This is a genomic window from Murdochiella vaginalis, from assembly GCF_902381775.1.
Taxonomy (GTDB): Bacteria; Bacillota; Clostridia; order Tissierellales; family Peptoniphilaceae; genus Murdochiella; species Murdochiella vaginalis.
The window spans coordinates 376,435-398,488 of the sequence record NZ_LR698969.1 but is presented as its reverse complement, the minus strand read 5'-3'; the positions used below and the strand labels follow the sequence as shown (position 1 = coordinate 398,488).

At 53.5% G+C, this 22,054-nt stretch carries 25 protein-coding genes; all 25 read left to right on the top strand.

What is annotated here, in order from left to right; genetic code table 11:
• Positions 1 to 8 precede the first annotated feature (8 nt).
• The 25 genes from FXY30_RS01600 (at position 9) to FXY30_RS01480 (ending at position 22,047) form a co-directional block, all read left to right on the top strand.
• Positions 9 to 392 (top strand): HNH endonuclease, encoded by a 384-nt coding sequence (locus tag FXY30_RS01600; protein WP_071705071.1) that lies wholly within the window; start codon positions 9 to 11, stop codon positions 390 to 392.
• A 173-nt stretch (positions 393 to 565) separates the two neighbouring features.
• Complete coding sequence (locus FXY30_RS01595; RefSeq protein WP_071705070.1) at positions 566 to 1,141, top strand: P27 family phage terminase small subunit; 576 nt, start codon at positions 566 to 568, stop codon at positions 1,139 to 1,141.
• Positions 1,142 to 1,144: 3 nt separating this feature from the next.
• The gene (gene metK, locus FXY30_RS01590; RefSeq protein ID WP_071705069.1) at positions 1,145 to 2,296 is read left to right on the top strand and encodes a methionine adenosyltransferase; all 1,152 of its coding nucleotides are present in this window, start codon (positions 1,145 to 1,147) and stop codon (positions 2,294 to 2,296) included.
• Entirely contained in the window at positions 2,293 to 3,561 is a 1,269-nt protein-coding gene (locus FXY30_RS01585; protein WP_071705068.1) for a site-specific DNA-methyltransferase, read from the top strand. The genes metK and FXY30_RS01585 overlap by 4 nt, the downstream gene beginning before the upstream one ends.
• Entirely contained in the window at positions 3,554 to 5,125 is a 1,572-nt protein-coding gene (locus FXY30_RS01580) for a DNA cytosine methyltransferase (protein ID WP_071705067.1), read from the top strand. The genes FXY30_RS01585 and FXY30_RS01580 overlap by 8 nt, the downstream gene beginning before the upstream one ends.
• A gap of 77 nt (positions 5,126 to 5,202) precedes the next feature.
• Positions 5,203 to 5,853, top strand: a complete 651-nt coding sequence (locus FXY30_RS01575) for a hypothetical protein (RefSeq protein WP_071705066.1) — start codon at positions 5,203 to 5,205, stop codon at positions 5,851 to 5,853.
• Entirely contained in the window at positions 5,846 to 6,061 is a 216-nt protein-coding gene (locus FXY30_RS01570) for a DUF4314 domain-containing protein (protein ID WP_197675340.1), read from the top strand. Before FXY30_RS01575 ends, FXY30_RS01570 begins: the two co-directional genes overlap by 8 nt.
• Positions 6,061 to 6,249, top strand: a complete 189-nt coding sequence (locus FXY30_RS01565) for a DUF5049 domain-containing protein (protein ID WP_071705064.1) — start codon at positions 6,061 to 6,063, stop codon at positions 6,247 to 6,249. Before FXY30_RS01570 ends, FXY30_RS01565 begins: the two co-directional genes overlap by 1 nt.
• Before the next feature lie 88 nt (positions 6,250 to 6,337).
• A complete protein-coding gene (locus FXY30_RS01560; RefSeq protein WP_071705063.1) occupies positions 6,338 to 6,694 on the top strand; it encodes a DUF7698 family protein in 357 nt (118 codons plus the stop codon).
• Positions 6,695 to 6,853: 159 nt separating this feature from the next.
• Entirely contained in the window at positions 6,854 to 7,084 is a 231-nt protein-coding gene (locus FXY30_RS01555) for a DUF6900 domain-containing protein (protein WP_071705062.1), read from the top strand.
• Between the two features lie 109 nt (positions 7,085 to 7,193).
• Positions 7,194 to 8,801: a terminase TerL endonuclease subunit gene (locus FXY30_RS01550; protein WP_232009032.1), complete on the top strand. Its 1,608-nt coding sequence runs from the start codon at positions 7,194 to 7,196 to the stop codon at positions 8,799 to 8,801.
• A gap of 65 nt (positions 8,802 to 8,866) precedes the next feature.
• A complete protein-coding gene (locus FXY30_RS01545; protein WP_071705061.1) occupies positions 8,867 to 10,177 on the top strand; it encodes a phage portal protein in 1,311 nt (436 codons plus the stop codon).
• Entirely contained in the window at positions 10,125 to 10,847 is a 723-nt protein-coding gene (locus tag FXY30_RS01540) for a head maturation protease, ClpP-related (protein WP_232009031.1), read from the top strand. Before FXY30_RS01545 ends, FXY30_RS01540 begins: the two co-directional genes overlap by 53 nt.
• 19 nt (positions 10,848 to 10,866) lie before the next feature.
• The gene (locus tag FXY30_RS01535) at positions 10,867 to 12,060 is read left to right on the top strand and encodes a phage major capsid protein (RefSeq protein ID WP_071705060.1); all 1,194 of its coding nucleotides are present in this window, start codon (positions 10,867 to 10,869) and stop codon (positions 12,058 to 12,060) included.
• A gap of 76 nt (positions 12,061 to 12,136) precedes the next feature.
• Positions 12,137 to 12,415 (top strand): head-tail connector protein, encoded by a 279-nt coding sequence (locus FXY30_RS01530; RefSeq protein WP_172619972.1) that lies wholly within the window; start codon positions 12,137 to 12,139, stop codon positions 12,413 to 12,415.
• Entirely contained in the window at positions 12,416 to 12,748 is a 333-nt protein-coding gene (locus FXY30_RS01525) for a phage head closure protein (RefSeq protein ID WP_071705059.1), read from the top strand. It abuts the gene before it with no gap.
• Complete coding sequence (locus FXY30_RS01520) at positions 12,745 to 13,128, top strand: HK97 gp10 family phage protein (RefSeq protein WP_071705058.1); 384 nt, start codon at positions 12,745 to 12,747, stop codon at positions 13,126 to 13,128. The genes FXY30_RS01525 and FXY30_RS01520 overlap by 4 nt, the downstream gene beginning before the upstream one ends.
• The gene (locus FXY30_RS01515; protein ID WP_071705057.1) at positions 13,121 to 13,441 is read left to right on the top strand and encodes a hypothetical protein; all 321 of its coding nucleotides are present in this window, start codon (positions 13,121 to 13,123) and stop codon (positions 13,439 to 13,441) included. Before FXY30_RS01520 ends, FXY30_RS01515 begins: the two co-directional genes overlap by 8 nt.
• 2 nt (positions 13,442 to 13,443) lie before the next feature.
• Positions 13,444 to 14,043, top strand: a complete 600-nt coding sequence (locus FXY30_RS01510; RefSeq protein ID WP_071705056.1) for a major tail protein — start codon at positions 13,444 to 13,446, stop codon at positions 14,041 to 14,043.
• Positions 14,040 to 14,396 (top strand): hypothetical protein, encoded by a 357-nt coding sequence (locus tag FXY30_RS01505; RefSeq protein WP_071705055.1) that lies wholly within the window; start codon positions 14,040 to 14,042, stop codon positions 14,394 to 14,396. The genes FXY30_RS01510 and FXY30_RS01505 overlap by 4 nt, the downstream gene beginning before the upstream one ends.
• The gene (locus FXY30_RS01500; protein WP_071705054.1) at positions 14,393 to 14,575 is read left to right on the top strand and encodes a hypothetical protein; all 183 of its coding nucleotides are present in this window, start codon (positions 14,393 to 14,395) and stop codon (positions 14,573 to 14,575) included. Before FXY30_RS01505 ends, FXY30_RS01500 begins: the two co-directional genes overlap by 4 nt.
• Positions 14,576 to 14,637: 62 nt before the next feature.
• Complete coding sequence (locus tag FXY30_RS01495; protein ID WP_071705053.1) at positions 14,638 to 17,490, top strand: phage tail tape measure protein; 2,853 nt, start codon at positions 14,638 to 14,640, stop codon at positions 17,488 to 17,490.
• Positions 17,466 to 18,137 (top strand): hypothetical protein, encoded by a 672-nt coding sequence (locus tag FXY30_RS01490; RefSeq protein WP_232009030.1) that lies wholly within the window; start codon positions 17,466 to 17,468, stop codon positions 18,135 to 18,137. Before FXY30_RS01495 ends, FXY30_RS01490 begins: the two co-directional genes overlap by 25 nt.
• Positions 18,134 to 19,831 (top strand): phage tail protein, encoded by a 1,698-nt coding sequence (locus FXY30_RS01485; RefSeq protein ID WP_071705052.1) that lies wholly within the window; start codon positions 18,134 to 18,136, stop codon positions 19,829 to 19,831. Before FXY30_RS01490 ends, FXY30_RS01485 begins: the two co-directional genes overlap by 4 nt.
• Positions 19,832 to 19,845: 14 nt before the next feature.
• Positions 19,846 to 22,047, top strand: coding sequence for a DUF859 family phage minor structural protein (locus FXY30_RS01480; protein WP_071705051.1), 2,202 nt, complete (start codon positions 19,846 to 19,848; stop codon positions 22,045 to 22,047).
• The last annotated feature ends 7 nt before the right edge of the window (positions 22,048 to 22,054 follow it).

The window sequence follows — 22,054 nt, the reverse complement described above, 5'->3', positions numbered from 1 at the left end:
AGCAAGCAGTGCCCTACAAGCCGAAAACACCCTGCTCTTGGTCCGGCTGTCCGAAGCTCACCGAAGGACGTTTCTGCCAAGACCACCAGAAGCTCTACGATAAACAATACGAGACCTACGACCGGGACAGGAATGCCAAACGAAAATACGGACGCGCGTGGAAGCGCATCCGCGACTGCTACATCCACACGCACCCGCTCTGCGAGGAGTGCCTGAAGGAACACCGCTATACCAAGGCGACCGAAGTGCATCACCGGCTGCCGCTCTCACACGGCGGTACCCACGAGAAAAGAAATCTCGAAGCGCTCTGCCATGAGTGCCATTCACGAATTACCGCAGAAATGGGCGACCGTTGGCATAAGCGCAAAAACAACAAGTCCAGCGATCGGTGAAAAGTGAAATCTCTCGGACCCCGAGGGGCAGTCGAAATCTCTACGCGCCATGCCCCGGGGAACGGTGCCGGGGAACCGCGCGTAAAAAAGCCAATTCAAACACCCGATAAACCCAAGGACGCAGACAAGCGTCCTTTTTTCATGCCCAAATCCCACAGAAAGGAGAAACGTACATGGCAAAAGACGGAACGAACCGTGGCGGAAGGCGCATCAAAGCCGGTTCAAAACCCGATCCGCTCATCGACAAGATTGCCGCCGGAAAATCCGCCAAGATTCTAAACCCCGAACTGCCGGATGTCACCCTCCTGGTGGGCGCAGACATCGGCGAAGGCGCAGAGCTTGAAGGGATGGATATGCCGGAACCCGGCGAATATCTCTCCGCCAAGCAAAAAGACGGCCAGCCCTTCTACGCAGATGACCTCTACCGCGAAACTTGGCAGTGGCTCAAGGACAGGGGCTGTGAACATCTCGTCTCGCCCAGGCTTCTTGAAGCCTATGCGCAGAACTTCGCCCGCTACATCCAGTGTGAAAATGCCATCTCGCACTTCGGCCTTCTCGGCAAGCACCCCACGACCGGAGGCGTGGTGACCAGTCCCTTCGTCACCATGAGCCAGAGTTTTCAAAAGCAGGCGAATCTTCTCTGGTACGAGATTTTCGACATTGTCAAACAAAACTCCACCGTCTCCTATGAAGGCCAGACGCCTGCGGATGACATGATGGAGCGGCTCTTACGCTCCAAGAAAGGATGACACATGACACAAACCATAAAGTCCGCCGAATCGGTACGCGCGGGACACCCGGATAAACTCTGTGACCAAATCGCAGACGCCGTGCTCGACAAAGTTCTTACTCTTGACCCGGAAGGCAGGTGTGCCTGTGAGGCCATGGCAACCGAAGGCAACATCTATGTAGCCGGTGAAATTTCCTGCAAGGAAACGCTCAACATCGTATCCATCGTGAAAGACGTGCTGCGCCGCACCGGCTACAGCACAAACCGCATTCATATCCATGTCCACATTCACGCGCAAAGCCAGGACATTGCGGGCGGTGTCGACCATGCGCTGGAAACAAGAACGAGCACAGATCAGGCGCTTGGCGCAGGAGACCAAGGAACGGTCGTGGGCTTTGCCACGGATGAAACATCTGAGCTTTTGCCACTTCCGCTCGTGCTTTCGCACCGCATTTGCCAAAAGCTCGATGGATGTATGAAAGAGCACACAATTGACGGACTGCGTCCGGACGGCAAAGCACAAGTATCTATCGCATATCAGGACGGCAAACCCGCTCGCATAAAGAGCATCGTCGTCTCCGCCCAGCACACCCGGCAAAAGGATCTTAGTAAGTTTGCTGAGGAAATCCGAGAGAAGGTACTGATTCCTGCGTTTGCTTCGTTTCCCTTTGACGAAGAAACTGAGATTTATATCAATCCCTCGGGACGCTTCGTCCTCGGCGGGCATGCAGCAGACACCGGACTTACTGGGCGAAAGCTCATGGTCGATACCTACGGCGGTCTTGCGCTCCACGGCGGCGGTGCCTTTTCCGGCAAAGATCCGACCAAAGTCGACCGAAGCAGCGCTTACATGGCGCGTGCCATCGCAAGGAACGTTGTCATGGCTGGACTTGCAAAGAAGTGCCAAATCTCCATCTCCTACGCCATCGGAAAGGCCGAACCGGTCGCTTTGGCGATTGATACCTTCGGGACTGGCACAGCGTCCGATGAACGGATTCTCTCAGCTATTGGGGAGACCTTTGATCTTCGCCCTCAGCCCATCATTGAGACGCTCTCTTTGATGCGCCCCATCTATTCTGAGACCTCCGTGTACGGGCATTTCAAAAACTCTTCCCATGCGACGTGGGAGAAACTCGACAAAACAGCCATTCTCAGAGAGGCGGTACGCGGATGAATACAACGAAGGATCTGAAACTGATTCCCATCGACAAACTGATACCTTATGTGAATAACGCCCGGACGCACTCCGCCGAACAGATTAATAAACTCAGAAGTTCACTGAGAGAGTTCGGGTTTGTCAATCCCGTCATCATTGACGAAAAATACAACGTCATCGCAGGGCACGGTCGCATTCTCGCTGCCAAGGCCGAAGGCTTAGCAGAGGTTCCCTGCGTTCTTGCGGATCACCTAACCGAAGCGCAGAAGAAAGCCTACATTCTCGCAGATAACCGCATGGCGCTCGATGCCGGATGGGATGAGGAAATGCTCCGGGTGGAGATTGAAGCCTTGCAGGAGCAGGCCTATGACCTCTCCTTCACCGGATTTGACGAGAAGGAACTCGCCGCGCTGTTTGAAACGGACGCGGAAGGCACCGAGGATGACTTCGACATCGAGGCAGAACTGAAAAAGCCGTGCTTTTCTAAGCCCGGTGACATATGGCATCTGGGAAAGCACACCGTCATCTGTGGAGACGCGACTGAAAAGGAAACCTACCAGAATCTTCTTGGGGAGATCAAGGTGAACCTCGTCTGCACGGATGCGCCGTACTTCGTGAACCTCGAGAGCAAGTCCGGCAAGATCAAAAACGATGACCTCTCCGATAAAGAAGCCTACGCCTTTCTCATGAAGGCTTTCACTAACTTCAAAGAAGCGATGACCATCGACGCTTCCATCTACGAATTCTACGCCACCATGAAGACGCGCGTTTTCTACGACGCCTTCGAAGATGCGGGATTCAAGGTTGGAGCTGGTCTCATCTGGAAAAAGCCCCGCGCGCCCTTTATGCGCACGGACTGGAAATTCAACATGGAGCCCATCATTTTCGGATGGCGCAAAGACGGCAAACACATCTGGTACGGCGATCAAAAGCAGACGAGCGTGTTTGAATTTGGCGGGATTCGCGATTCCAAAGAGGACGGCTTTGGCCATCCCTCTTCCAAACCTGTGCCGCTCATTGCTTATCTCATCAAGCAATGTACGCAGACCAATGGTCTCGTCTTGGACGGCTTCTTAGGCTCGGGCTCCACGCTCATTGCGAGTGCAGAGCTGGGACGGATTTGCTACGGCATTGAGCTGGAACCAAAGTTTGTGGATGTGGCTGTGAACCGCTACGTTAATTTCATTCAGGGTGAAACAAAAGACGTTTTTGTCCTCCGTAACGGCGAAAAGTTCACCTATGATGAAATCGTGGCAAGCTTGCCGGAGGAAGATCATGCCTAATCTTACGCTCGGATCCCTCTTCTCCGGTTCCGGTGGTTTCGAACTGGCCGCAAAACACGTCGGCATCACGCCAATCTGGGCATCGGAAATTGAACCCTTTGCCATTCGCGTAACCACCAAACGTCTCCCGGAAGTCCAGCACTTTGGAAATATTGAAGACCTGTCCGGACGCACCCTTCCTCCAGTGGATATCATCACCTTTGGCAGTCCCTGTCAGGATATGTCCATTGCAGGTAAGCGTGAAGGGTTGTCAGGCTCACGGTCAAACCTGTTCTACGAAGCCGTCCGAATCATACAGGAAATGCGGGAGGAAACGCATGGAAACTATCCAACCTACTGCGTCTGGGAAAATGTCCCGGGCGTGTTTTCATCCGGAGGCCGAGAAGACTTCCGGATCGTCCTTGAGTCCTTATGCCGGATTAAAGATAAGACCATATCTGTACCTGCATCTTCAAAATGGACAAACGCCGGAACCATCATGGGAGATGGTTACTCCATCGCCTGGCGACTCTTGGATGCGCAATACTTCGGAGTCCCCCAGAGACGCAAGAGAATCTACCTTATCGCAGATTTTGCAGGACAAGGTGCCGGAAAAATATTATTTGAGTCCGATGGCCTGCCAGGGAATTCTTCGAAGGGCATCGGAGCGCGGCAAAGCACTGCCGGACGTTCTGAAAGAAGCGCTGGAGATGCAAGCACGCTCTGCCTGATGGATCAGGGCGGCAGCCGAATGGACGTTATTAAGAACCGCACGAATACGCTAAGAGCGAAAGCCAATCATCCGCCGCTGGTCTTTGAAAACCACCCGCAAGACGCCAGAGTAACCGGGCCGCTTGAAAAGGCTCCAGCGACAACTGCCCGCTACGGGACAGGCGGCGGGAACACGCCTCTGATTGCAGAACCTAAGACGCTGAAAATCCGATCAGGAAAAGAAGGTGGCGGGAAAGGTGCGCTGGTCCAGGATAACCTCTCCGCCACCATCTCAACGCACAACGACCAGACGCTCTTTGAACCGGTAGCCTACGGCTTTAATGCCGTTCATAAAGAATCCGGAGCCGGACGTTTCGGATACAAAACAGACCTCTCCAAAACGCTCGACACATCCGGTATTTCGCCAACCTGCAATCAGGGCGGCATTGCCGTGGTGTTTTCCACAAGCAAGACCTCATACCACACCGACGCCCTGCAAGATCAGGCTAATACGCTGGTCGCTTCGGATTACAAAGATCCACCCATCATCAATGCAAATAGCGGCCCACAGTATATGGTTAGACGACTTACGCCCACGGAATGTGCCAGACTCATGGGCTTTCCGGATCCTTGGTGCCAAGATTTGAGCGAGCCGAATCCGTCAGAAGATGACCTTGTCTTTTGGCGTGAAGTCTTTCTGGAATGGCAGAGCACACAGGGAAAAACGCCAAAGCCTAAGACCGACAAACAGCTTCAAAAATGGCTCGCTGACCCTTACTCCGACAGCGCAGAGTACAAACTCTGGGGCAACGGCATTGCCCTACCGTGTGCAGAATATGTGCTCCGCGCCATCGCAGAAAACCAGAAGAAATAACTTGCTATTTCTCACCAACAGAGTGATGTATAGACATACCAAAAGACACCTTTTGAAAAGCAGAAAGGAATACAGTCATGGAAAGACACTATCACCTGGAAGGCAAGGAAAGAAGGCCGCTGGTCAGCGCACTGGAGAAGCTGACCGGAGAGAAAGCAAAATATGAAGGGATTCCCACCTACGCTTATACGATAGGCTCTTTTACCGTCGACCGATTCGGCACCTTGCTTAGCGATGATGAGGAACGGATGGAAAAGATCGCCGAGGCACTCGCCTTTGAAGGCTTCCAAGCGGAAGAGGATGCTGACTTATTTACTATCTCCCTTCCCAGAGAAGGGTTCAGCGAGTCGGCCATCTATCGGATTACCATGGTTGTTGCCTCGAAGAAAAGCGTCATTCAGCATGCGCTCGATATTAGCGCAACACCAATCAAAATCACCAAGGAGAAGATTCACTTCCCCTGGTTTGACCGGATTCCCTCTGCCGATGAAGTAAAAGCCTACACGACCTTCATCGCGCTTCTTGCCAAGCACGCAAAAGAAGCCAAGCGCATCACCGGAAAAGACCATGAGGTGGAAAACGAGAAATACTACTTCCGCTGTTTTCTCCTTCGCATCGGGATGATTGGCGCAGAGTACAAGGAAACGCGTAAGGTACTCCTGAAAAACCTCCAAGGCTCCTCCTCCTTCAAGTTTAGAGAACCAGATGAGGAGGCGAAGAATGCGTAAAGAGTTACTGGAACATCTGCGACTCAAATATCCTGTCGGTTCTCGCGTGGAGCTTCTGCACATGGACGATGTGCAGGCTCCGCCACAAGGCACACTCGGCACCGTGATTGGCATTGACGATATGGGTTCCCTTCTCGTCCGCTGGGAGAACGGCTCCGGGCTAAACGTCCTCTTTGGCGTCGATGAGGTCCGAAAGGTAGGCCGGTGATGGACGGGAAAATCAAAGAGCAGATTCTTACCATCCGGGATAGCGGCCTGACAAATATGTTCGATGCAACCGCATTCCAGCGCCTTGCCTTTGAGCGGGGCTACTATGAGCTGGTATTGTTCATCGAAGAGCACCCGAAAGCGTATGCCCATTTCATCCTCACAGGTGAAGAAAACATTGAAAAATAGCCGTTTATCTGCCAAATATAACTTGCTATTCCTTCGGTGTAGAGCGAATATACACACAACAAGACAAGCACACCGAAGGAGGAAAACCATGAAACACATCGAGATTTTAGACCAAGCTAAAGAACAGAAAATCTACTACAAGGAGATTGGCGTGAACCCAACTTTCGGAACTGCCTACCTCACAAGCCTTGAAGCAGGAAATGACGTGCCGGATTTTGCGGATGTCATTTGGAACGACGATATTGAAGAAATCCTCCGGGACTGCAGACGCTTCGGCATCACAGAGTTCACCATCTCTTCCGCCTTCTCCGGCATCATCGAGACGATCGACAAGTTCGTCGAGCTTGGATGCCAACTGAACGGTCTCACTAAGGTGAGAAGCCGCTTCAACGACTGGCGCACCGGAGAGAAGGAAATCAAGCCGGCTTTCAAGCTGGGACTGTAAGAAAAGAAAATACACCCTTGGAAGAGGAGGTTCTCGTCTCTTCTTTCCTCGTTATAACCATTGAAAAATAGCCATTTATCTTCGAAATAGTACTTGCTATTCCTCCCGTGTAGAGCGAATATACACACACAACAAGAACACACCAAAGGAGGAAACACCATGACAAACAAGGAACACAAAGCACAAATCTTCCAGAACACAACCAAAGCAAGACAGGCAAAGATCGAAGAGCAAATCACCAAGCTCGCCTTCGAAATGATGCCCTCGCTGGAAGGCAGAAGCGACCTGGAAGAACACGGAAACGACGCAGAAGACTTCCTCGAAACCAGCATCTGGAGCCTGAAAGACGCCTTGATGGCCGCCTACCGGCTCGGACAGCAAAACGCCTAAAGAAAAACCCAGAGAAACCGGAGCCGCACAGGCTCTCTTTCTCGTAGAAATAGAAACCGGACGCAGATCGCTTGAGCGGTCTTTTTTATTGCCTTGGAAAGGAGGATGCATGGTGATGCGAAAGCTCAAAGACTACCAGCCGACCCGCTTTATGGCGGAAGGCTCCCACTACGACAAGCAAAAGGCTGACTATGCCGTCGCCTTCATCGAGTGCCTAAAGCACACCAAAGGCACGTGGGCAGGTAAGCCCTTCCAGCTCATTGACTGGCAGGAGCGCATCATCCGCGACCTCTTTGGCATCGTGAAAGAAAACGGCTACCGCCAGTTCAACACGGCCTACATTGAGATTCCCAAGAAAATGGGCAAGTCCGAACTTGCCGCAGCCGTGGCACTCCTCCTCTGTTGCGGGGATGGCGAACAGCGCGCCGAGGTCTATGGCTGTGCGGCAGATAGACAACAGGCTACAATCGTGTTCGATGTGGCGGCGGATATGGTGCGCATGAGCCCCGCCTTAAAAAAGCGTGTGAAAATCTTGGGCTCCCAGAAACGCATCATCTTTCATCCAACCAACAGCTTCTATCAGGTGCTTTCAGCGGAAGCCTACTCCAAGCACGGCTTTAACATCCACGGTGTGGTCTTTGATGAGCTTCACACGCAGCCCAACCGCAAGCTCTTTGACGTCATGACCAAAGGCTCCGGCGATGCCCGGATGCAGCCACTCTACTTTCTTATCACGACGGCCGGCACGGACACAAACTCCATCTGCTATGAGACGCACCAGAAAGCCAAGGACATCCTCGAAGGCCGAAAGGTCGATCAGACCTTCTACCCGGTGATTTATGGTGCCGACAAAAACGACGACTGGACGGACCCGGAGGTCTGGAAGAAAGCCAATCCATCACTGGGTATCACGGTTGGCATGGATAAGGTCAAGGCCGCCTGTGAGTCGGCAAGGCAAAACCCGGCCGAAGAGAATTCTTTCCGCCAGCTTAGGCTCAATCAATGGGTGAAGCAGGCGGTGCGCTGGATGCCCATGGAGGTCTGGGATAAATGCGCTTTTCCGGTCGATCCGGATAAGCTTGAAGGACGGGTGTGCTACGGTGGTCTTGACCTTTCTTCCACGACCGACGTGACCGCCTTTGTACTGGTGTTTCCGCCGGAGGATCCGGAAGGCAAGTATGATATTCTTCCGTTCTTCTGGGTGCCGGAGGATACGCTCGAGCTTCGGGTGATGCGTGACCACGTACCGTATGACGTGTGGGAAAAACAAGGCTTTCTCAATACCACCGAGGGCAACGTCATTCATTACGGCTTTATCGAAAGCTTCATCGAAGAACTGGGCGAAAAGTACAACATCCGGGAGATTGCCTTTGACCGTTGGGGTGCTGTCCAGATGGTGCAAAACTTCGAGGGTATGGGTTTTACGGTCGTTCCGTTCGGACAGGGCTTTAAGGACATGAGCCCGCCCACCAAAGAGCTGATGAAACTGGCCTTGGAAGAGCGCCTTGCCCATGCCGGTCATCCTGTCCTCCGGTGGATGATGGATAACATCTACATCCGACGAGACCCTGCCGGAAACATCAAGGCGGATAAGGCCAAATCCAGCGAGAAGATCGACGGCGCTATCGCCACCATCATGGCCCTCGACCGGGCGATTCGGTGCGGAAATGATACGTCTGAATCAGTCTACGACAGCCGGGGCCTTCTCGTCTTTTAATAATTAACTCACAGCAACTCGAAAGAGGTGCTTTTCTTTTGTCTTTTCTAAGAAAGGAGCAGCCTATGGGGATTTTTAGCGGACTATTCAAGTCCAGAGATAAGCCGGAAAACCGCACAACAGGCAGTAGCTACGCCTTTTATCTGGGAGGATCTTCGTCCGGCAAAGCCGTCACGGAACGCTCCGCCATGCAGATGACGGCGGTCTATGCCTGCGTCCGGATTCTCTCCGAAGCTGTTGCAGGCCTTCCGCTTCACCTCTACCGCTACAAGGAGGATGGCGGAAAGGAAAAGGCGCTCACGCATACGCTCTATCGGCTCCTCCACGATGAGCCCAATCCCGAGATGAGCTCCTTCGTGTTTCGGGAGACGCTCATGACGCATCTGCTTCTGTGGGGCAATGCCTATGCGCAGGTTATTCGAAACGGTAAGGGCGAGGTCGTTGCCCTGTATCCTCTCATGCCAAACAAGATGAGCGTGAACCGTGGGTCTGACGGCAATCTCTACTACGAATACGCCAGACAGACTGAAGAAGCCCACACCATGAAAGGCTCTACGGTACGGCTGAAACCATCGGACGTATTGCATATTCCGGGACTGGGCTTTGACGGACTGGTCGGCTACAGCCCCATCGCCATGGCCAAAAACGCCATCGGCCTTGCCATCGCCACGGAAGAATACGGCTCGAAATTCTTTGCCAACGGCGCCGCTCCTTCGGGTGTGCTGGAACATCCCGGCACCATCAAGGATCCAGCGCGAATTCGTGACAGCTGGACGGCTACCTTCGGCGGTTCCGGGAATGCCAATAAGATCGCAGTCCTCGAGGAAGGCATGAAATACACGCCCATCTCGATTTCCCCGGAGCAGGCACAGTTCTTGGAGACGCGCAAATTTCAAATCGATGAGATTGCACGCATCTTCCGCGTGCCACCGCATATGGTGGGCGACCTGGAAAAGTCAAGCTTCTCGAATATCGAACAACAGTCCCTCGAGTTTGTGACCTACACCCTGGATCCCTGGGTGGTGCGCTGGGAACAGTCCATTCACCGCAGGCTCTTAAATCCGGAGGAAAAGCAGGACTTCTTCGTGAAGTTCAATGTGGAGGGCCTCTTACGAGGGGATTACCAAAGCCGTATGTCCGGCTACGCCACAGCCCGTCAGAACGGATGGATGAGCGCCAATGACATCCGGGAACTGGAAAACCTCGACCGCATTCCCAAAGAGGAAGGCGGCGATTTGTATTTAATCAACGGCAACATGCTCCCGCTCTCTCATGCTGGAGCCTTTGCCAACCTTGAAGCATCAGGAAAGGAGGAACAAGACAGTGAAGAAGAAATTCTGGAACTGGAAAGTGAACCACAGCAAAGACGGCGCTGAGGAAAGGATTCTTGAGCTGTACGGCACTATTGCTGAAGAAAGCTGGTTTGACGATGATATTACGCCCGTCATGTTCAAAAAAGAGCTCTTTAACGGAGACGGTCCCATCACCATCTGGATCAACTCGCCGGGCGGCGACTGCATTGCCGCCAGCCAAATCTACGGCATGCTTATGGATTATCCCGGTGAAGTCACGGTCAAGATTGATGGCCTTGCGGCATCCGCCGCTTCGGTCATCGTCATGGCCGGAACAAGGGTGCTCATGGTGCCGACCGCCCTCATGATGATCCATAATCCGGCTACCGCCGCTTTTGGCGATCACGGAGAGATGGAGCGAGCCATCGATATGCTGGAGGAAGTGAAGGAATCCATCATCAACGCCTATGAAATCCGCACGAGCCTTCCGAGAAAACAGCTCGCCCGGATGATGGAAGATGAAACGTGGATGAATGCGAAAAAAGCCATCGATCTGGGCTTCGCCGATGCGCTATTGACCGATAGCAAACGGGAAGTACCAGCAGATCTGGAGAGCTACAGCTTCGCCGCCTCGGCCGTCGACCGGGCGCTTGTCGCGAAAATGAAGGAAAAGCTCAAACCGCAAGAAATGGAATTACCCGTGGGACGCTCTGTGGATGACCTCAAAGCGTCGTTGTATAAGAAACTGCTTTAACTGACAGGAGGATGAAGTTATGAATATCACCGAAATGAGAACGAAACGTGCCAAGCTCTGGAACACGATGGAAGGCTTTCTGGAAACCCACCGCAACAGCATGGGCTACCTGTCCGCCGAGGACAATGAAACCTACAACAAGATGGAAGCAGACCTTGATGCCATGACCAACGAGGTCAAGCGCATGGAGCGGCGCGATGCGATCGAAGCGGAACTGTCCCGTCCCGTTGACCAGCCGCTCACACAGAAGCCGGAACGCGCGATGACCATGAAGTCGGAAAAAGCCGGTCGCGCCTCGGATGCTTACCATGAGGACTTTGACCGTCACCTGCGCGGCAAACAGCTGCTTCACAACGTCCTCTCCGAAGGCGTGGATGCCGACGGCGGCTACCTAGTGCCGGAGGAATTTGAGCGAGAGATTGTCATGCAGCTGGAAGAAGAAAACGTCGTGCGCTCGCTCGCGAAAGTCATCACTACCCAGCATGAGCGCAAGATTCCCATTGCCAACACCCACTCCCAGGCACAGTGGACGGCAGAAAATGCCGCCTATACGGAGAGTAATCCCACCTTTGCCCAGAAGCAGATTGATGCCTTCAAGCTGACGGATCTCTGCCGCGTGAGTGTGGAACTCTTGCAGGATTCGGCCTTCGACATTGAAGATTACCTCATGAAGGAATTTGCTCGCGCCTTCGGTGTGGCCGAGGAAGAGGCCTTCTGCGTCGGCACCGGCACCACCCAGCCCACCGGCATCTTCACCGCACAGGGCGGCACTGTGGGCGTGACGGCGGCAAGCTCGACAGCCATCACGGCTGACGAACTCATCAGCCTTGTGTATGCGCTGAAATCGCCCTACCGCAGAAACGCCAAGTTCCTCATGAACGATGCTACCATCTCAGCGATTCGCAAGCTGAAAGACCAGAACGGCGCCTATCTGTGGCAGCCTTCTCTGCAGGCCGGCCAGCCGGACCGACTGTTGGGCTATGAACTCTACACCTCGCCTTATGCACCGGTAGTTGCCGCCGGCGCACTCACCGTTGCCTTTGGCGACTTTAAGAACTACTGGATTGGCGACCGCGCGGGCCGGACTGTACAGCGCCTGAATGAGCTCTACGCCACGAACGGCCAGATCGGCTACGTCGCTACCGAGCGTGTAGACGGCAAGGTCATTCTGCCGGAAGGCATTCAGCTCTTGCAGATGAAAGCTGGAGCATAAGTATGACGCATTAGTGACTCTGGGGCGGCACTCTTTATCGGGTGCCGCTCCTACATAGAAAGGAGGATGTGAAGAGATGGACATCATAAGCCTTGCGGAAGCAAAGAACTATCTGCGTGTCGACTTTTCCGATGACGACGTGCTCATTGCAGACCTCTTGCAGAATGCAACAAGCCTTGTCGCGAATGTCGCGCGACTGAACTTGGAAACAGAACTTGCCGGAGTCAAAAACGCACCCGTGGCCATTCTCTATACCGTCGCCTACCTCTTTGAGCACCGGGAAGAAGCTGACCATCATGATCTCACCCTCACGCTTCGCTCGCTTTTATTCGGAGACAGAAAGGCGGGATTTTAGATGGATATTTCGCTCTTAAACGCCCGCGTGACTTTTCAGAAGAAAAGTGTGACAACCGACCGCTATGGCAACCAAATCGCCGAGTGGACAGACTTTTATTCCTGTGCGGCGACCATCTCCGGCGAAGGTGGCGGTGAAACCTTTGTTGCTGCTTCCGAGGAAGATCGAACCGATATGGCGGTGACGATTCGCTGGTGCAGGAAAGCTTCGGAAATCACCATGACGGGATTTCGGATCCTGTTTCTTGGCGAGCCTTATGACATCAACCGCATCGACCATTTAAGTTTCAAGAAAAAGGCCCTCAAGTTTTTCTGCAGAAAGGAGCGCCCATGACAAGAAAAGTATCCGTCGATGAGATGGCCGATCAGATTCATCTGGCGCTCCAGGAGTATGCGAAAGTTGCGAGCGATGATATGAAAAGAATCGTCAAAAGCACAGCCACCTCGGTCAAGAAAGAGATTCAGCAGAACGCGCCACAAGATTCTGGCGACTACAAGAAAAGCTGGGCGACTAAGACGACCAGAGAAAATGCCAACCTGCTGGAGGTGACCGTCCATTCCAAGGACCGCTACCAGCTGGCACACCTCTTGGAAAAAGGACACGCCAAACGCGGCGGAGGACGCACGCGCGCTTTTCCGCATATTGCTCCAGCAGAAGCAAACGGCGAAGAAAAGCTGATGAGCGAACTGGAAAGGAGCCTCTCCGATGGATGAAATCATGCAGATGCTTTCTGAGATGCACGTTCCCTTCGCTTACGATCACTTCGAGGAAGGCCACGCGCCGGATCCACCCTTTCTCATCTTTCTAACGCCGGAAAGTCGCAACTTCGCGGCAGATGGGTTAGTCTATTTCCTGGTCTCCGTCTGGAATGTGGAACTTTACACCGACAAGAAAGAGCCGGAAGTCGAAAAAGCCGTGGAAGCTGTACTCAGTGCCCACGGTCTTTTCTTTGATAAAACCGAAGTCTATATCGACTCTGAGCACCTTTATGAGGTGCTCTATTCCTTTGAACTGAAAGGAGAATAAAGATGCCTGAACAGAATAAAGTCAAATACAACATCAAAAACGTCTATGCGGCCAAGCTCACCGAGACGATTGCAGAAGATGGCGCTTCCACTTTTGCCTATGCCACGCCCAAACGCATCCCGGGCGCGGTGTCGCTCTCGCTGGATGCCGAGGGAGAATCTTCGCCATTTTATGCAGACGGGATTGTCTACTTCCGCACCGTGACCAACAACGGTTACTCGGGCGATTTGGAGATTGCCCTCATCCCGGAGTGGTTTCGCACCGAGATTTTGCAGGAAACGCTCGATGCCAAGGGCGTGCTCGTGGAAAACTCCAATGCTGCAGAATCCGTCAAGTTTGCACTGCTCTTTGAATTCGACGGGGACATCAAGGCTATTCGCCACGTACTCTACAACTGCACAGCCTCGCGTCCTTCCATCGCATCAGAAACCAAGGAGGACACCATTGAGCCGGGCACCGAGACGCTGTCGCTTACGGCAGACCCCAGAAGCGACGGGTTGGTGAAGGCCAAGACCGGTGACGGAACGGACGCTACAACCTATGACGGATGGTATACGGCCGTATACGTCCCGACCAATAAAACGGCTGGAGGCGCCGCATGATTGAGAAAACCATCCTCGTCTCCGGAAAAGAAGTAACCTTCAAGTCCTCTGCCGCGATCCCGCGCCTGTACCGTGCTAAGTTCGGACGGGACATCTTTAAGGATCTGGCAAAACTCGAAAAAAGCTACTCCGGCAAAAAAGCGGAGGACGGTGGATTTCCCATTGAGGATTTGGAGATCTTCGAAAACGTGGCCTACATCATGGCACTTCATGCGGATGCATCTATCCCTTCTTCCATCGAGGAGTGGCTGGACGGCTTTGAGATGTTTTCCATCTATGAGGTGTTGCCGGAAATCCTCTCCCTTTGGGGAGCAAACATGAAAACCGAGGTGGCGTCAAAAAAAGGCAAATGAGAAGTGAGCGGGAAATGACCACGCCGCTTCTCATGCTCAGGGCACTGGAGATTGGCCTTTCGGTGCGCGATTTAGACCTCATCTCCATTGGCCTGCTTCTGGATATGTGGACAGAAAAAGCAAACGATCAGGTGAAATACCGGCGCATCGCCACGCAGGAGGATTTCGACCGGTTTTAGAAGGCATCTGCTGATTCCAAGCAGGTGCCTTTTTCTTGCATGAAAAGAAAGGAGGTCGCATCGTGGCCGACAGAATCAAAGGCATAACTGTGGAAATCGGCGGCGATACCACCGGCCTTTCCAAAGCCCTCTCAGGCGTGAACAAAGAGATCCGAAACACCCAGTCCCAGCTCAAAGACGTAAACCGCCTCTTAAAGCTGGATCCGGCAAACACCATACTTCTGGCGCAAAAACAAAAACTCCTCAAAGATGCCGTGGGCGAAACAAAAGATAAGCTCGAACAGCTCAAATCCGTGCAAGAGCAGATGGATGCGGGGCTGAAAAACGGCACGCTCACACAGCAGCAATACGATGCCTGGCAACGAGAAATCATTGCAACGGAGCAGGAGCTGGAGAAATTCGAAGAGCAAGTCAAAAGCTCGGACTCCGCTGTCTCCGCGACGCTCAAAGAGACGGGAAGCAAACTGCAGGATGTGGGCGGAAAAATCTCCGGTGTCGGGGAATCCCTCACCAAAGGCGTGACGGCACCCATCGCCGCTATTGGCGCGGCTTCCCTTGCGGCCTTTTCTGAAGTGGATGAAGGCTTGGATATCGTGACGCAGAAAACCGGCGCTTCCGGGCAGGCGCTTGAAGAGATGCAGAGCATCGTCAAAAGCCTTGCCACGGAAATCCCCACAGACTTTGCCACAGCCGGTGCCGCTGTAGGTGAGGTGAATACAAGATTTGGTCTCACCGGACAGGCGCTCTCCGAGCTATCCGGCAAGTTCATCAAGTTTGCCCAGCTCAACAACACGGACGTTTCGACTTCTGTGGATAATGTCTCCTCTGTTCTCAATGCCTTCGGGCAAAGCACGGACGATGCAGGAAGCCTCTTGGATGCTTTAAATGCGACCGGACAGTCCACGGGCATCTCCATGGATCAGCTGGCACGAGGACTCTCCTCCAATGCCGCCCAGTTTAAGGAGATGGGCCTCTCCGCCGAAGAAGCGGCAGGTTTTATGGGCATGGTGGAAATGTCCGGTCTGGATACCTCGGCCGCCATGATGGGCTTAAAGACCGCCATGAAGAGTGCCGCGGCAGACGGGAAGTCCTTAGATGAAGCCCTGCAAGGTTTCTCCGATACGATGAACTCCAACCAGTCGGAAACCGAGAAACTGCAGGCGGCCTATGACCTCTTTGGCACCCGCGCAGGAGCGGCCATCTACAATGCCGTGCAGACAGGAAAGCTCAATCTGGAAGACCTCTCCGGCATGCTCGGAGATTTTTCGGGAAGCGTCGAGAACACCTTCAGCGAAACCTTGGATCCCATCGATCAGTTTCAGATGACCATGAACTCGCTGAAAGAAACGGGTGCAGATATCGGAAACAGCCTGGCTGCGGTGCTTGCTCCTGTTCTTGAACGCATCTCAGAAGGACTCAAACGTTTCTCGGAAGTCTGGCAAAGCATCCCGGCGCCCGCCCAGCAGACGCTTGTGACGATTGCCCTTATTGCGGCGGCACTGGGACCTTTGCTCATCGTCATCGGTAAAGTGGTTTCTGCCGTCGGAACCATTATGACGAATATGCCGGCCATTGCTGGAGCTATCACCAAAGTAAAAACCGTGATGTCGTCTCTCAATGCCACACTTCTCGCCAATCCCATCACGCTCATTGTGGCCGGGATTGGTACGCTGGTAGCAGCCTTTCTGCATCTATGGAACACCTCCGAGAGTTTTCGTACCTCCATTCTTTCGACATGGAATCAGATTAAAGAAGCCTTTAGCGCCTTTGAAAGCGGCATCATCGAAAGGTTAAACGCGCTGGGGCTGAATTTCACCTCCTTTGGTCAGCTCATTTCGGCCATCTGGAACGGCTTCACCCAGCTATTAGCGCCCGTCTTTCAAGGCGCTTTTCAGGCGATTGCCGCCATTTTGCAGGGAGCGCTCCATGTCCTGACGGGCATCTTTGACATCTTCACCGGCCTCTTTACCGGAAACTGGAGCACCGTCTGGAACGGCATCAAGGAAGTATTCAGCGGCGTCTGGACAGCCATTTCCGGCATTTTCTCAAGCGTTTGGGCAACCATTCAGGGTGTGGCCAACACGGCCCTTGGATGGTTCGGTGCCACCTGGGAATCGGTCTGGAACGGGATCAAGAGCTTCTTTGAAGGCATCTGGAACGGCATTGCAGGCTTTTTCTCCAGCATCTGGAACGCCATAACCGGCACCGTATCCGGGGCACTGTCTTCCATTTCCGGGACAGTAAGCAGCGTCTTTAACGGGATCAAAAGCACGGCATCCGGCATCTGGAACGGGATTAAATCAACGATTACGGGAGTGATCAACGGCATCAAATCGGGCATCAGCACCGTATTTAATGGAATCAAATCGACTGTGACCTCCGTCTTTAATGGAATCAAGTCCACTGCGACCAGCGTTTGGAACGGCATCAAGACGGCCATTACCTCGCCGATTGAGGCGGCGAAGAACACCATCAAGGGGATCGTAGACTCCATCAAGGGTTTCTTCTCGGGGCTTCATATCAGCCTGCCCAAAATTAAGCTCCCGCATTTTTCCATCTCGGGCGGCTTTTCCATCATCCCGCCGCGCGTGCCGCACCTTTCCATCAGCTGGTACAAAGAAGGCGGCATTATGACAAATCCCACGCTCTTTGGGATGAATGGATCTTCTCTCATGGCCGGCGGCGAGGCAGGCCCTGAGGCCATTTTGCCGCTTGAGGGATTTTACAAGGAACTCAGAAGCATCCTGACAAGCCAGCTTAATACCGAGGGCATGGAGAAATATCTCGCCGTCATCGCCGCCAATAGCTCGAAAGGCATTTATCTCGAAGACGGCACGCTCATCGGAAAACTTCTCCCGGTCATTGATCAGAAGCTCGGTCAGGAGCAGAAATGGAATGCGAGGTTAAGCCTATGAAGCCCGATGTATTTTTCAATGACGTATCCCTCTTTTCCATGGGCTGGCTTCGGGAATCCGTGGACTTTCCGGTCCCGCTCTCGCAGTCCGAGTCCCTCGTCGTTCCAGGACGGAGCGCGCCACTGCGTTTTACCCAGGCGTTAGGCAAAGTCAGTTTCCAGCCCCGAAGCTTTACCATCACCCTTTCTATGTTCGGCACTCGCGCGCGGTTTGATGCTTTAGTCAGCACGACCGTGAACCGCTTTGCCGGACAACTGGTGAAGGTCGTCCGTACGGAAGACAAGTCGGTCTATGCCATTGGCACGCTCGAAGCCGAGTCCAGCTATGATCCGAGAACCTACAAAGGCGTCCTCGTCTTTTCTTCCAAAGATGCGGATGCCTACCTCTACCACGTGCAGGAAACGACAAAATCGCTGACGGGGAGCGGCACGCTTTCGCTCGCCAATGACTTTATGCCCGTCGTGCCGTCCATCACCACGACAGCAGAAACGACGCTTGCCTGGCAAGCGGGTGCTGATGCCTTCACCAAAACCCTAAGCGCCGGCACTTGGACCGTGCCGGAACTGGAGCTGGCACCGGGAGACAACACCATCACTGTGACCGGCACCGGCACCATCACCTTTACCTACCTGGAGGGCCGCCTATGAGTCAGTTTACAGTCTATGTCGACGGCGCCCTTTTCTACCACCCGGACTTAAGCGAACTGGCCGTCACAGAAGCCAAAATCGAGGAGGATGCTCAGAGCATCGACCGTTTCATTCTCTCCGCGCCGTTCACGCATCCCTATATCACAAAGATTCACCCGTTGGCATCGACCATTATCTGCAAGAAAGGCGATCAGATTGTCTTTGAAGGCCGGGTGCTGGATGATGGGACGGATTTTTACAATACGCACACCTGGATCTGCGAGTCGGCGCTGGCTTTTCTCAAAGACAGTCTTCAGCCACCTTATCACTATCAGGGCCCTCTTCGAGGTCTTCTGGAACTTTTTCTTTCTTCCCACAACAGCGCCGTGGAAGAAAAGAAGCAGTTTGTGCTGGGAACGGTGACCGTGTCCGATACCAATGATTACGTCGCTTATGAAAACGGCGACTATTCGGTGACGCTCGATGCCATCAAAGAAAAACTCCTCGACACCCACGGCGGCTATCTCAAAGTGAGCTACACAGCAGACGGCAAAAAGCAGCTGGACTATCTTGCCGACTTTACTGCCGCCTCGCTTCAAACCGTGGAATACGGCAAGAACCTGCTGGATGTGAAGATCAACCGCGATCACACGAAGCGTGTTTCTATGCTAATTCCGCTTGGCGCAAAGTCCACCGAAACCGACAGCGAAGGCAACGAAACCGAACGCCGCGTGGACATCACCTCAGTCAACGGAGGACTGAATTATGTAGAGGACGCTGACACTACAGCGGAGATTGGAAAGATCTGGACGACGGAAATCTGGGACGATGTCACACTTCCCGAGAACCTCCTCCGAAAGGCCCAGGCAAGGCTTCCGGAACTCAAAGACGGCATCACCAGCATGGAACTTTCCATTGTGGATGAGTCAGATACCGGTTCTACGCTTTCGGAGATGCATGCCGGAGAATACATCCGCTGTCTCTCCAAGCCCCACGGCATTGACGGTAGATACCTTTGTCTTGCGAGGACGCGAGATTACCTCCATCCGGCAAGCAACACCATCACGATCGGCGCGAGAAACATCACCCTTTCCAAGGCTGCCACAGAGCAGTCCAAGAACCTCGAAGCGCTTTCCGTCGACATCGAGGGAAAGACCGAAGAGATCAATTCGGCTGTAAGCAAAGCCGACACAGCGCTTGCCGAAGCAACGCAGGCCAAAGATGCCGCATCCTCTCTTGAGGTCAACGTTCAGCAGTTTTACTCGGAAATCACGAAAACTGCCGAACAGATCAACAGCGCCGTGCGTGAGGAGTACGTCTCCAAATCAGACCTCGAGACATTGCGGCAGGACTTTTCCAGTAGCATCACGCAGACGAGCACCGAGCTCCGGCTGGATTTTCATGCGAAAACGGATGAAATCCGAGGAAACGTCATCGCCAACCAGCAGCTGTTAGAAGAATATATCCGCTTTCGCGGGGCGCTCATTGAGCTCGGGAAAATCGGCAATGCCTTCACCGCAGAGCTTTCCAATGAACAGCTGGCCTTCAAGGAGAACGGACAGGTCATTGCTTACATTTCCAATCAATCGCTCGTCATCACCAACGCCGAAATTCGCTACCGGCTTTCCCTTGGCACCGAGGGACGCGGCTGGTTTGACTTCATTCCGCGCCCGACCGGCAACCTCTCCGTTGTCTGGAGGGCCTCTTCCAATTAAGAAAGGAGCAGCCCATGGCATCTTCCGGCAGTTTTTCCGGTTCCATTCACGGCGGTCACTATGTGCTGCGCGTCGACTGGAAGCAAACCAAAGACATCACCAACAACCACTCGACCATCACGGCCACGATGGTGCTCGTGAACGACTGGACCCTTTACATCAGTGGGCGCACCAATAACACCTGCACGATTGATGGTCAGTCGCAGGCCTTTTCCTCTCCTGCGGTCGATACCACAGGAAGTCACACCTTAGGCTCCGTTACCAAGACGGTCAATCACAACAGTGACGGATCAAAGACGCTCAACATCTCTGCGGTCTTTCACATTGAAGCGACGATTAGCGGCACCTATTACAGTACGATTACGGCAAATGCCTCCATCACGCTGGACTCGATTCCGCGTGCCTCGTCTGTGTCTGCCTCATCCATCTCGATGGGGACGGCAACCACCATCAAGATCTCTCGGGCAGTATCGTCCTTCACACATACGCTGGCTTACCGGTTTGGCAGTGTTTCCAGCGCCATTGCCATAAAAACCACCGGTACCTCATTGTCCTGGACACCGCCGTTAAGCCTTGCCTCGCAGATTCCAAATAGCACCTCGGGGACATGCACCATCACTTGCTATACCTATAATGGCGGAACATACATCGGCTCCAAGGCAACAACCATCACGCTTTATGTGCCTTCTACGATAAAGCCGACCATCGGCAGTCTGACGGCCAGCCATATCGACGGGACCGTGCCTTCCACTTGGGGCGTGTATGTGCAGTACAAATCCAAGGCGACGCTGGCCATATCGGGTGCCACCGGAAGCTACGGCTCGACGATTCGCTCCTACAGCATCACGGGTGGAGGCTTTTCCGGATCGTCCTCTTCACTTACGACAGGTTTTTTAAATGACTATGGCACCACCACTTTTACCGCCAAGGTCACCGATTCCAGAGGACGCACCTCCGATGCCAAAACCGTAAGCATCTCCGTTTTGCCGTACTACTCGCCACGCTTTTTAAGTGCGCAGTCCGAGCGTGCCGACAGCACAGGCACGCCAAAGGGGGATGGCACTTATGTCCGAGCCCTTCTGGAGTTTTACTTTGCTTCTGTCGGAGGAAAGAATACCATCACCACCTCGGTATCGTACAAAAAAGAATCCGACGCGACCTGGACAGATGCCGCTACAACCTTTACGAGCAACACACCCTTCACTTTCGGAAGCGGCTCGATTTCGCCGGAAAATACGTATGAGGTGAAATACACCCTAACCGATGCCTTTACCAGCATCTCCATTACCGATTCCATTTCCACCGCAGCCGTTGTGATGGATTTCAAGAACGGCGGAAACGGGCTGGCCATCGGCAAGGTATCGGAAATCGAGAAATGCTTCGAGGTCGCACCGGACTGGAGCGTGAAGGTTTACGGGCTGCTTTTACCAGCGTATATCGCATCGCTGAGCGGCGGATTGCCCTTTGGCGTTTGCAATGATGCAGCCGATGTGGTGGAGAAAACCGGCGAGTGTCCGGATTTTCAAACGCTGAACACTGGCGCTGTGGTCTTGATGAAATTCATGCACAACAATACGGCCACCTTTCCCAGAATCAACGTTAACGGCACCGGACTTAAGTACATCGTCAATGTGGGAAGAACGGCTGTCGGTACCAACTACTGGCGACCCGAGCAGACGGTAATTCTGATCTATGACGGAATTTTCTGGGTGGCCTTGACCACGCCCTTGGCCGATACCAGCTATTTTGGCATAACGAAACTCTCCACCAGCACCAGCTCGACCAGCACTTCCACAGCAGCGACCTCTTCGGCTGTAAAAGCCGCCTACGACCGGAACTCCTGGCCTTCCATTTCGCTCACCAGTCCCTTGGCCGTCTCCTCCGGTGGTACCGGCGCATCCTATGCCTCTGCCGCCCGGTCGAATCTCGGGATTACCGCAACCTCCCTCTACAGCGGCGCAATCACGACGGGTAGCACGACCTTTTCGAAGAGCTACAACTTTTTCGTCATTATCGGCCAGCCCAGCACTGCTTCTTCGAGGTGCGCACTGGTCGTGCCTTCCGCCCAGCTCACTACGACAGCCACCAACTACCAGATTGCGGACGAGAGCAATTACTACGCTTTCAAGCTTTACTACTCAGGCACGACCGTGACACTTGCTTACTACGACAGAAGTTCCAATGGGCAGATTATCCGAGTGTTTGGGGTGAATTAAGGAGGAA

Coding starts and splice junctions, on each gene's coding strand:
- FXY30_RS01595 (WP_071705070.1), top strand. CDS start 566: ATGGCAAAAGACGGAACGAACCGTGGCGGAAGGCGCATCAAAGCCGGT.
- metK (WP_071705069.1), top strand. CDS start 1,145: ATGACACAAACCATAAAGTCCGCCGAATCGGTACGCGCGGGACACCCG.
- FXY30_RS01585 (WP_071705068.1), top strand. CDS start 2,293: ATGAATACAACGAAGGATCTGAAACTGATTCCCATCGACAAACTGATA.
- FXY30_RS01580 (WP_071705067.1), top strand. CDS start 3,554: ATGCCTAATCTTACGCTCGGATCCCTCTTCTCCGGTTCCGGTGGTTTC.
- FXY30_RS01575 (WP_071705066.1), top strand. CDS start 5,203: ATGGAAAGACACTATCACCTGGAAGGCAAGGAAAGAAGGCCGCTGGTC.
- FXY30_RS01570 (WP_197675340.1), top strand. CDS start 5,846: ATGCGTAAAGAGTTACTGGAACATCTGCGACTCAAATATCCTGTCGGT.
- FXY30_RS01565 (WP_071705064.1), top strand. CDS start 6,061: ATGGACGGGAAAATCAAAGAGCAGATTCTTACCATCCGGGATAGCGGC.
- FXY30_RS01560 (WP_071705063.1), top strand. CDS start 6,338: ATGAAACACATCGAGATTTTAGACCAAGCTAAAGAACAGAAAATCTAC.
- FXY30_RS01555 (WP_071705062.1), top strand. CDS start 6,854: ATGACAAACAAGGAACACAAAGCACAAATCTTCCAGAACACAACCAAA.
- FXY30_RS01550 (WP_232009032.1), top strand. CDS start 7,194: ATGGTGATGCGAAAGCTCAAAGACTACCAGCCGACCCGCTTTATGGCG.
- FXY30_RS01545 (WP_071705061.1), top strand. CDS start 8,867: ATGGGGATTTTTAGCGGACTATTCAAGTCCAGAGATAAGCCGGAAAAC.
- FXY30_RS01535 (WP_071705060.1), top strand. CDS start 10,867: ATGAATATCACCGAAATGAGAACGAAACGTGCCAAGCTCTGGAACACG.
- FXY30_RS01530 (WP_172619972.1), top strand. CDS start 12,137: ATGGACATCATAAGCCTTGCGGAAGCAAAGAACTATCTGCGTGTCGAC.
- FXY30_RS01525 (WP_071705059.1), top strand. CDS start 12,416: ATGGATATTTCGCTCTTAAACGCCCGCGTGACTTTTCAGAAGAAAAGT.
- FXY30_RS01520 (WP_071705058.1), top strand. CDS start 12,745: ATGACAAGAAAAGTATCCGTCGATGAGATGGCCGATCAGATTCATCTG.
- FXY30_RS01515 (WP_071705057.1), top strand. CDS start 13,121: ATGGATGAAATCATGCAGATGCTTTCTGAGATGCACGTTCCCTTCGCT.
- FXY30_RS01510 (WP_071705056.1), top strand. CDS start 13,444: ATGCCTGAACAGAATAAAGTCAAATACAACATCAAAAACGTCTATGCG.
- FXY30_RS01505 (WP_071705055.1), top strand. CDS start 14,040: ATGATTGAGAAAACCATCCTCGTCTCCGGAAAAGAAGTAACCTTCAAG.
- FXY30_RS01500 (WP_071705054.1), top strand. CDS start 14,393: ATGAGAAGTGAGCGGGAAATGACCACGCCGCTTCTCATGCTCAGGGCA.
- FXY30_RS01490 (WP_232009030.1), top strand. CDS start 17,466: ATGGAATGCGAGGTTAAGCCTATGAAGCCCGATGTATTTTTCAATGAC.
- FXY30_RS01485 (WP_071705052.1), top strand. CDS start 18,134: ATGAGTCAGTTTACAGTCTATGTCGACGGCGCCCTTTTCTACCACCCG.
- FXY30_RS01480 (WP_071705051.1), top strand. CDS start 19,846: ATGGCATCTTCCGGCAGTTTTTCCGGTTCCATTCACGGCGGTCACTAT.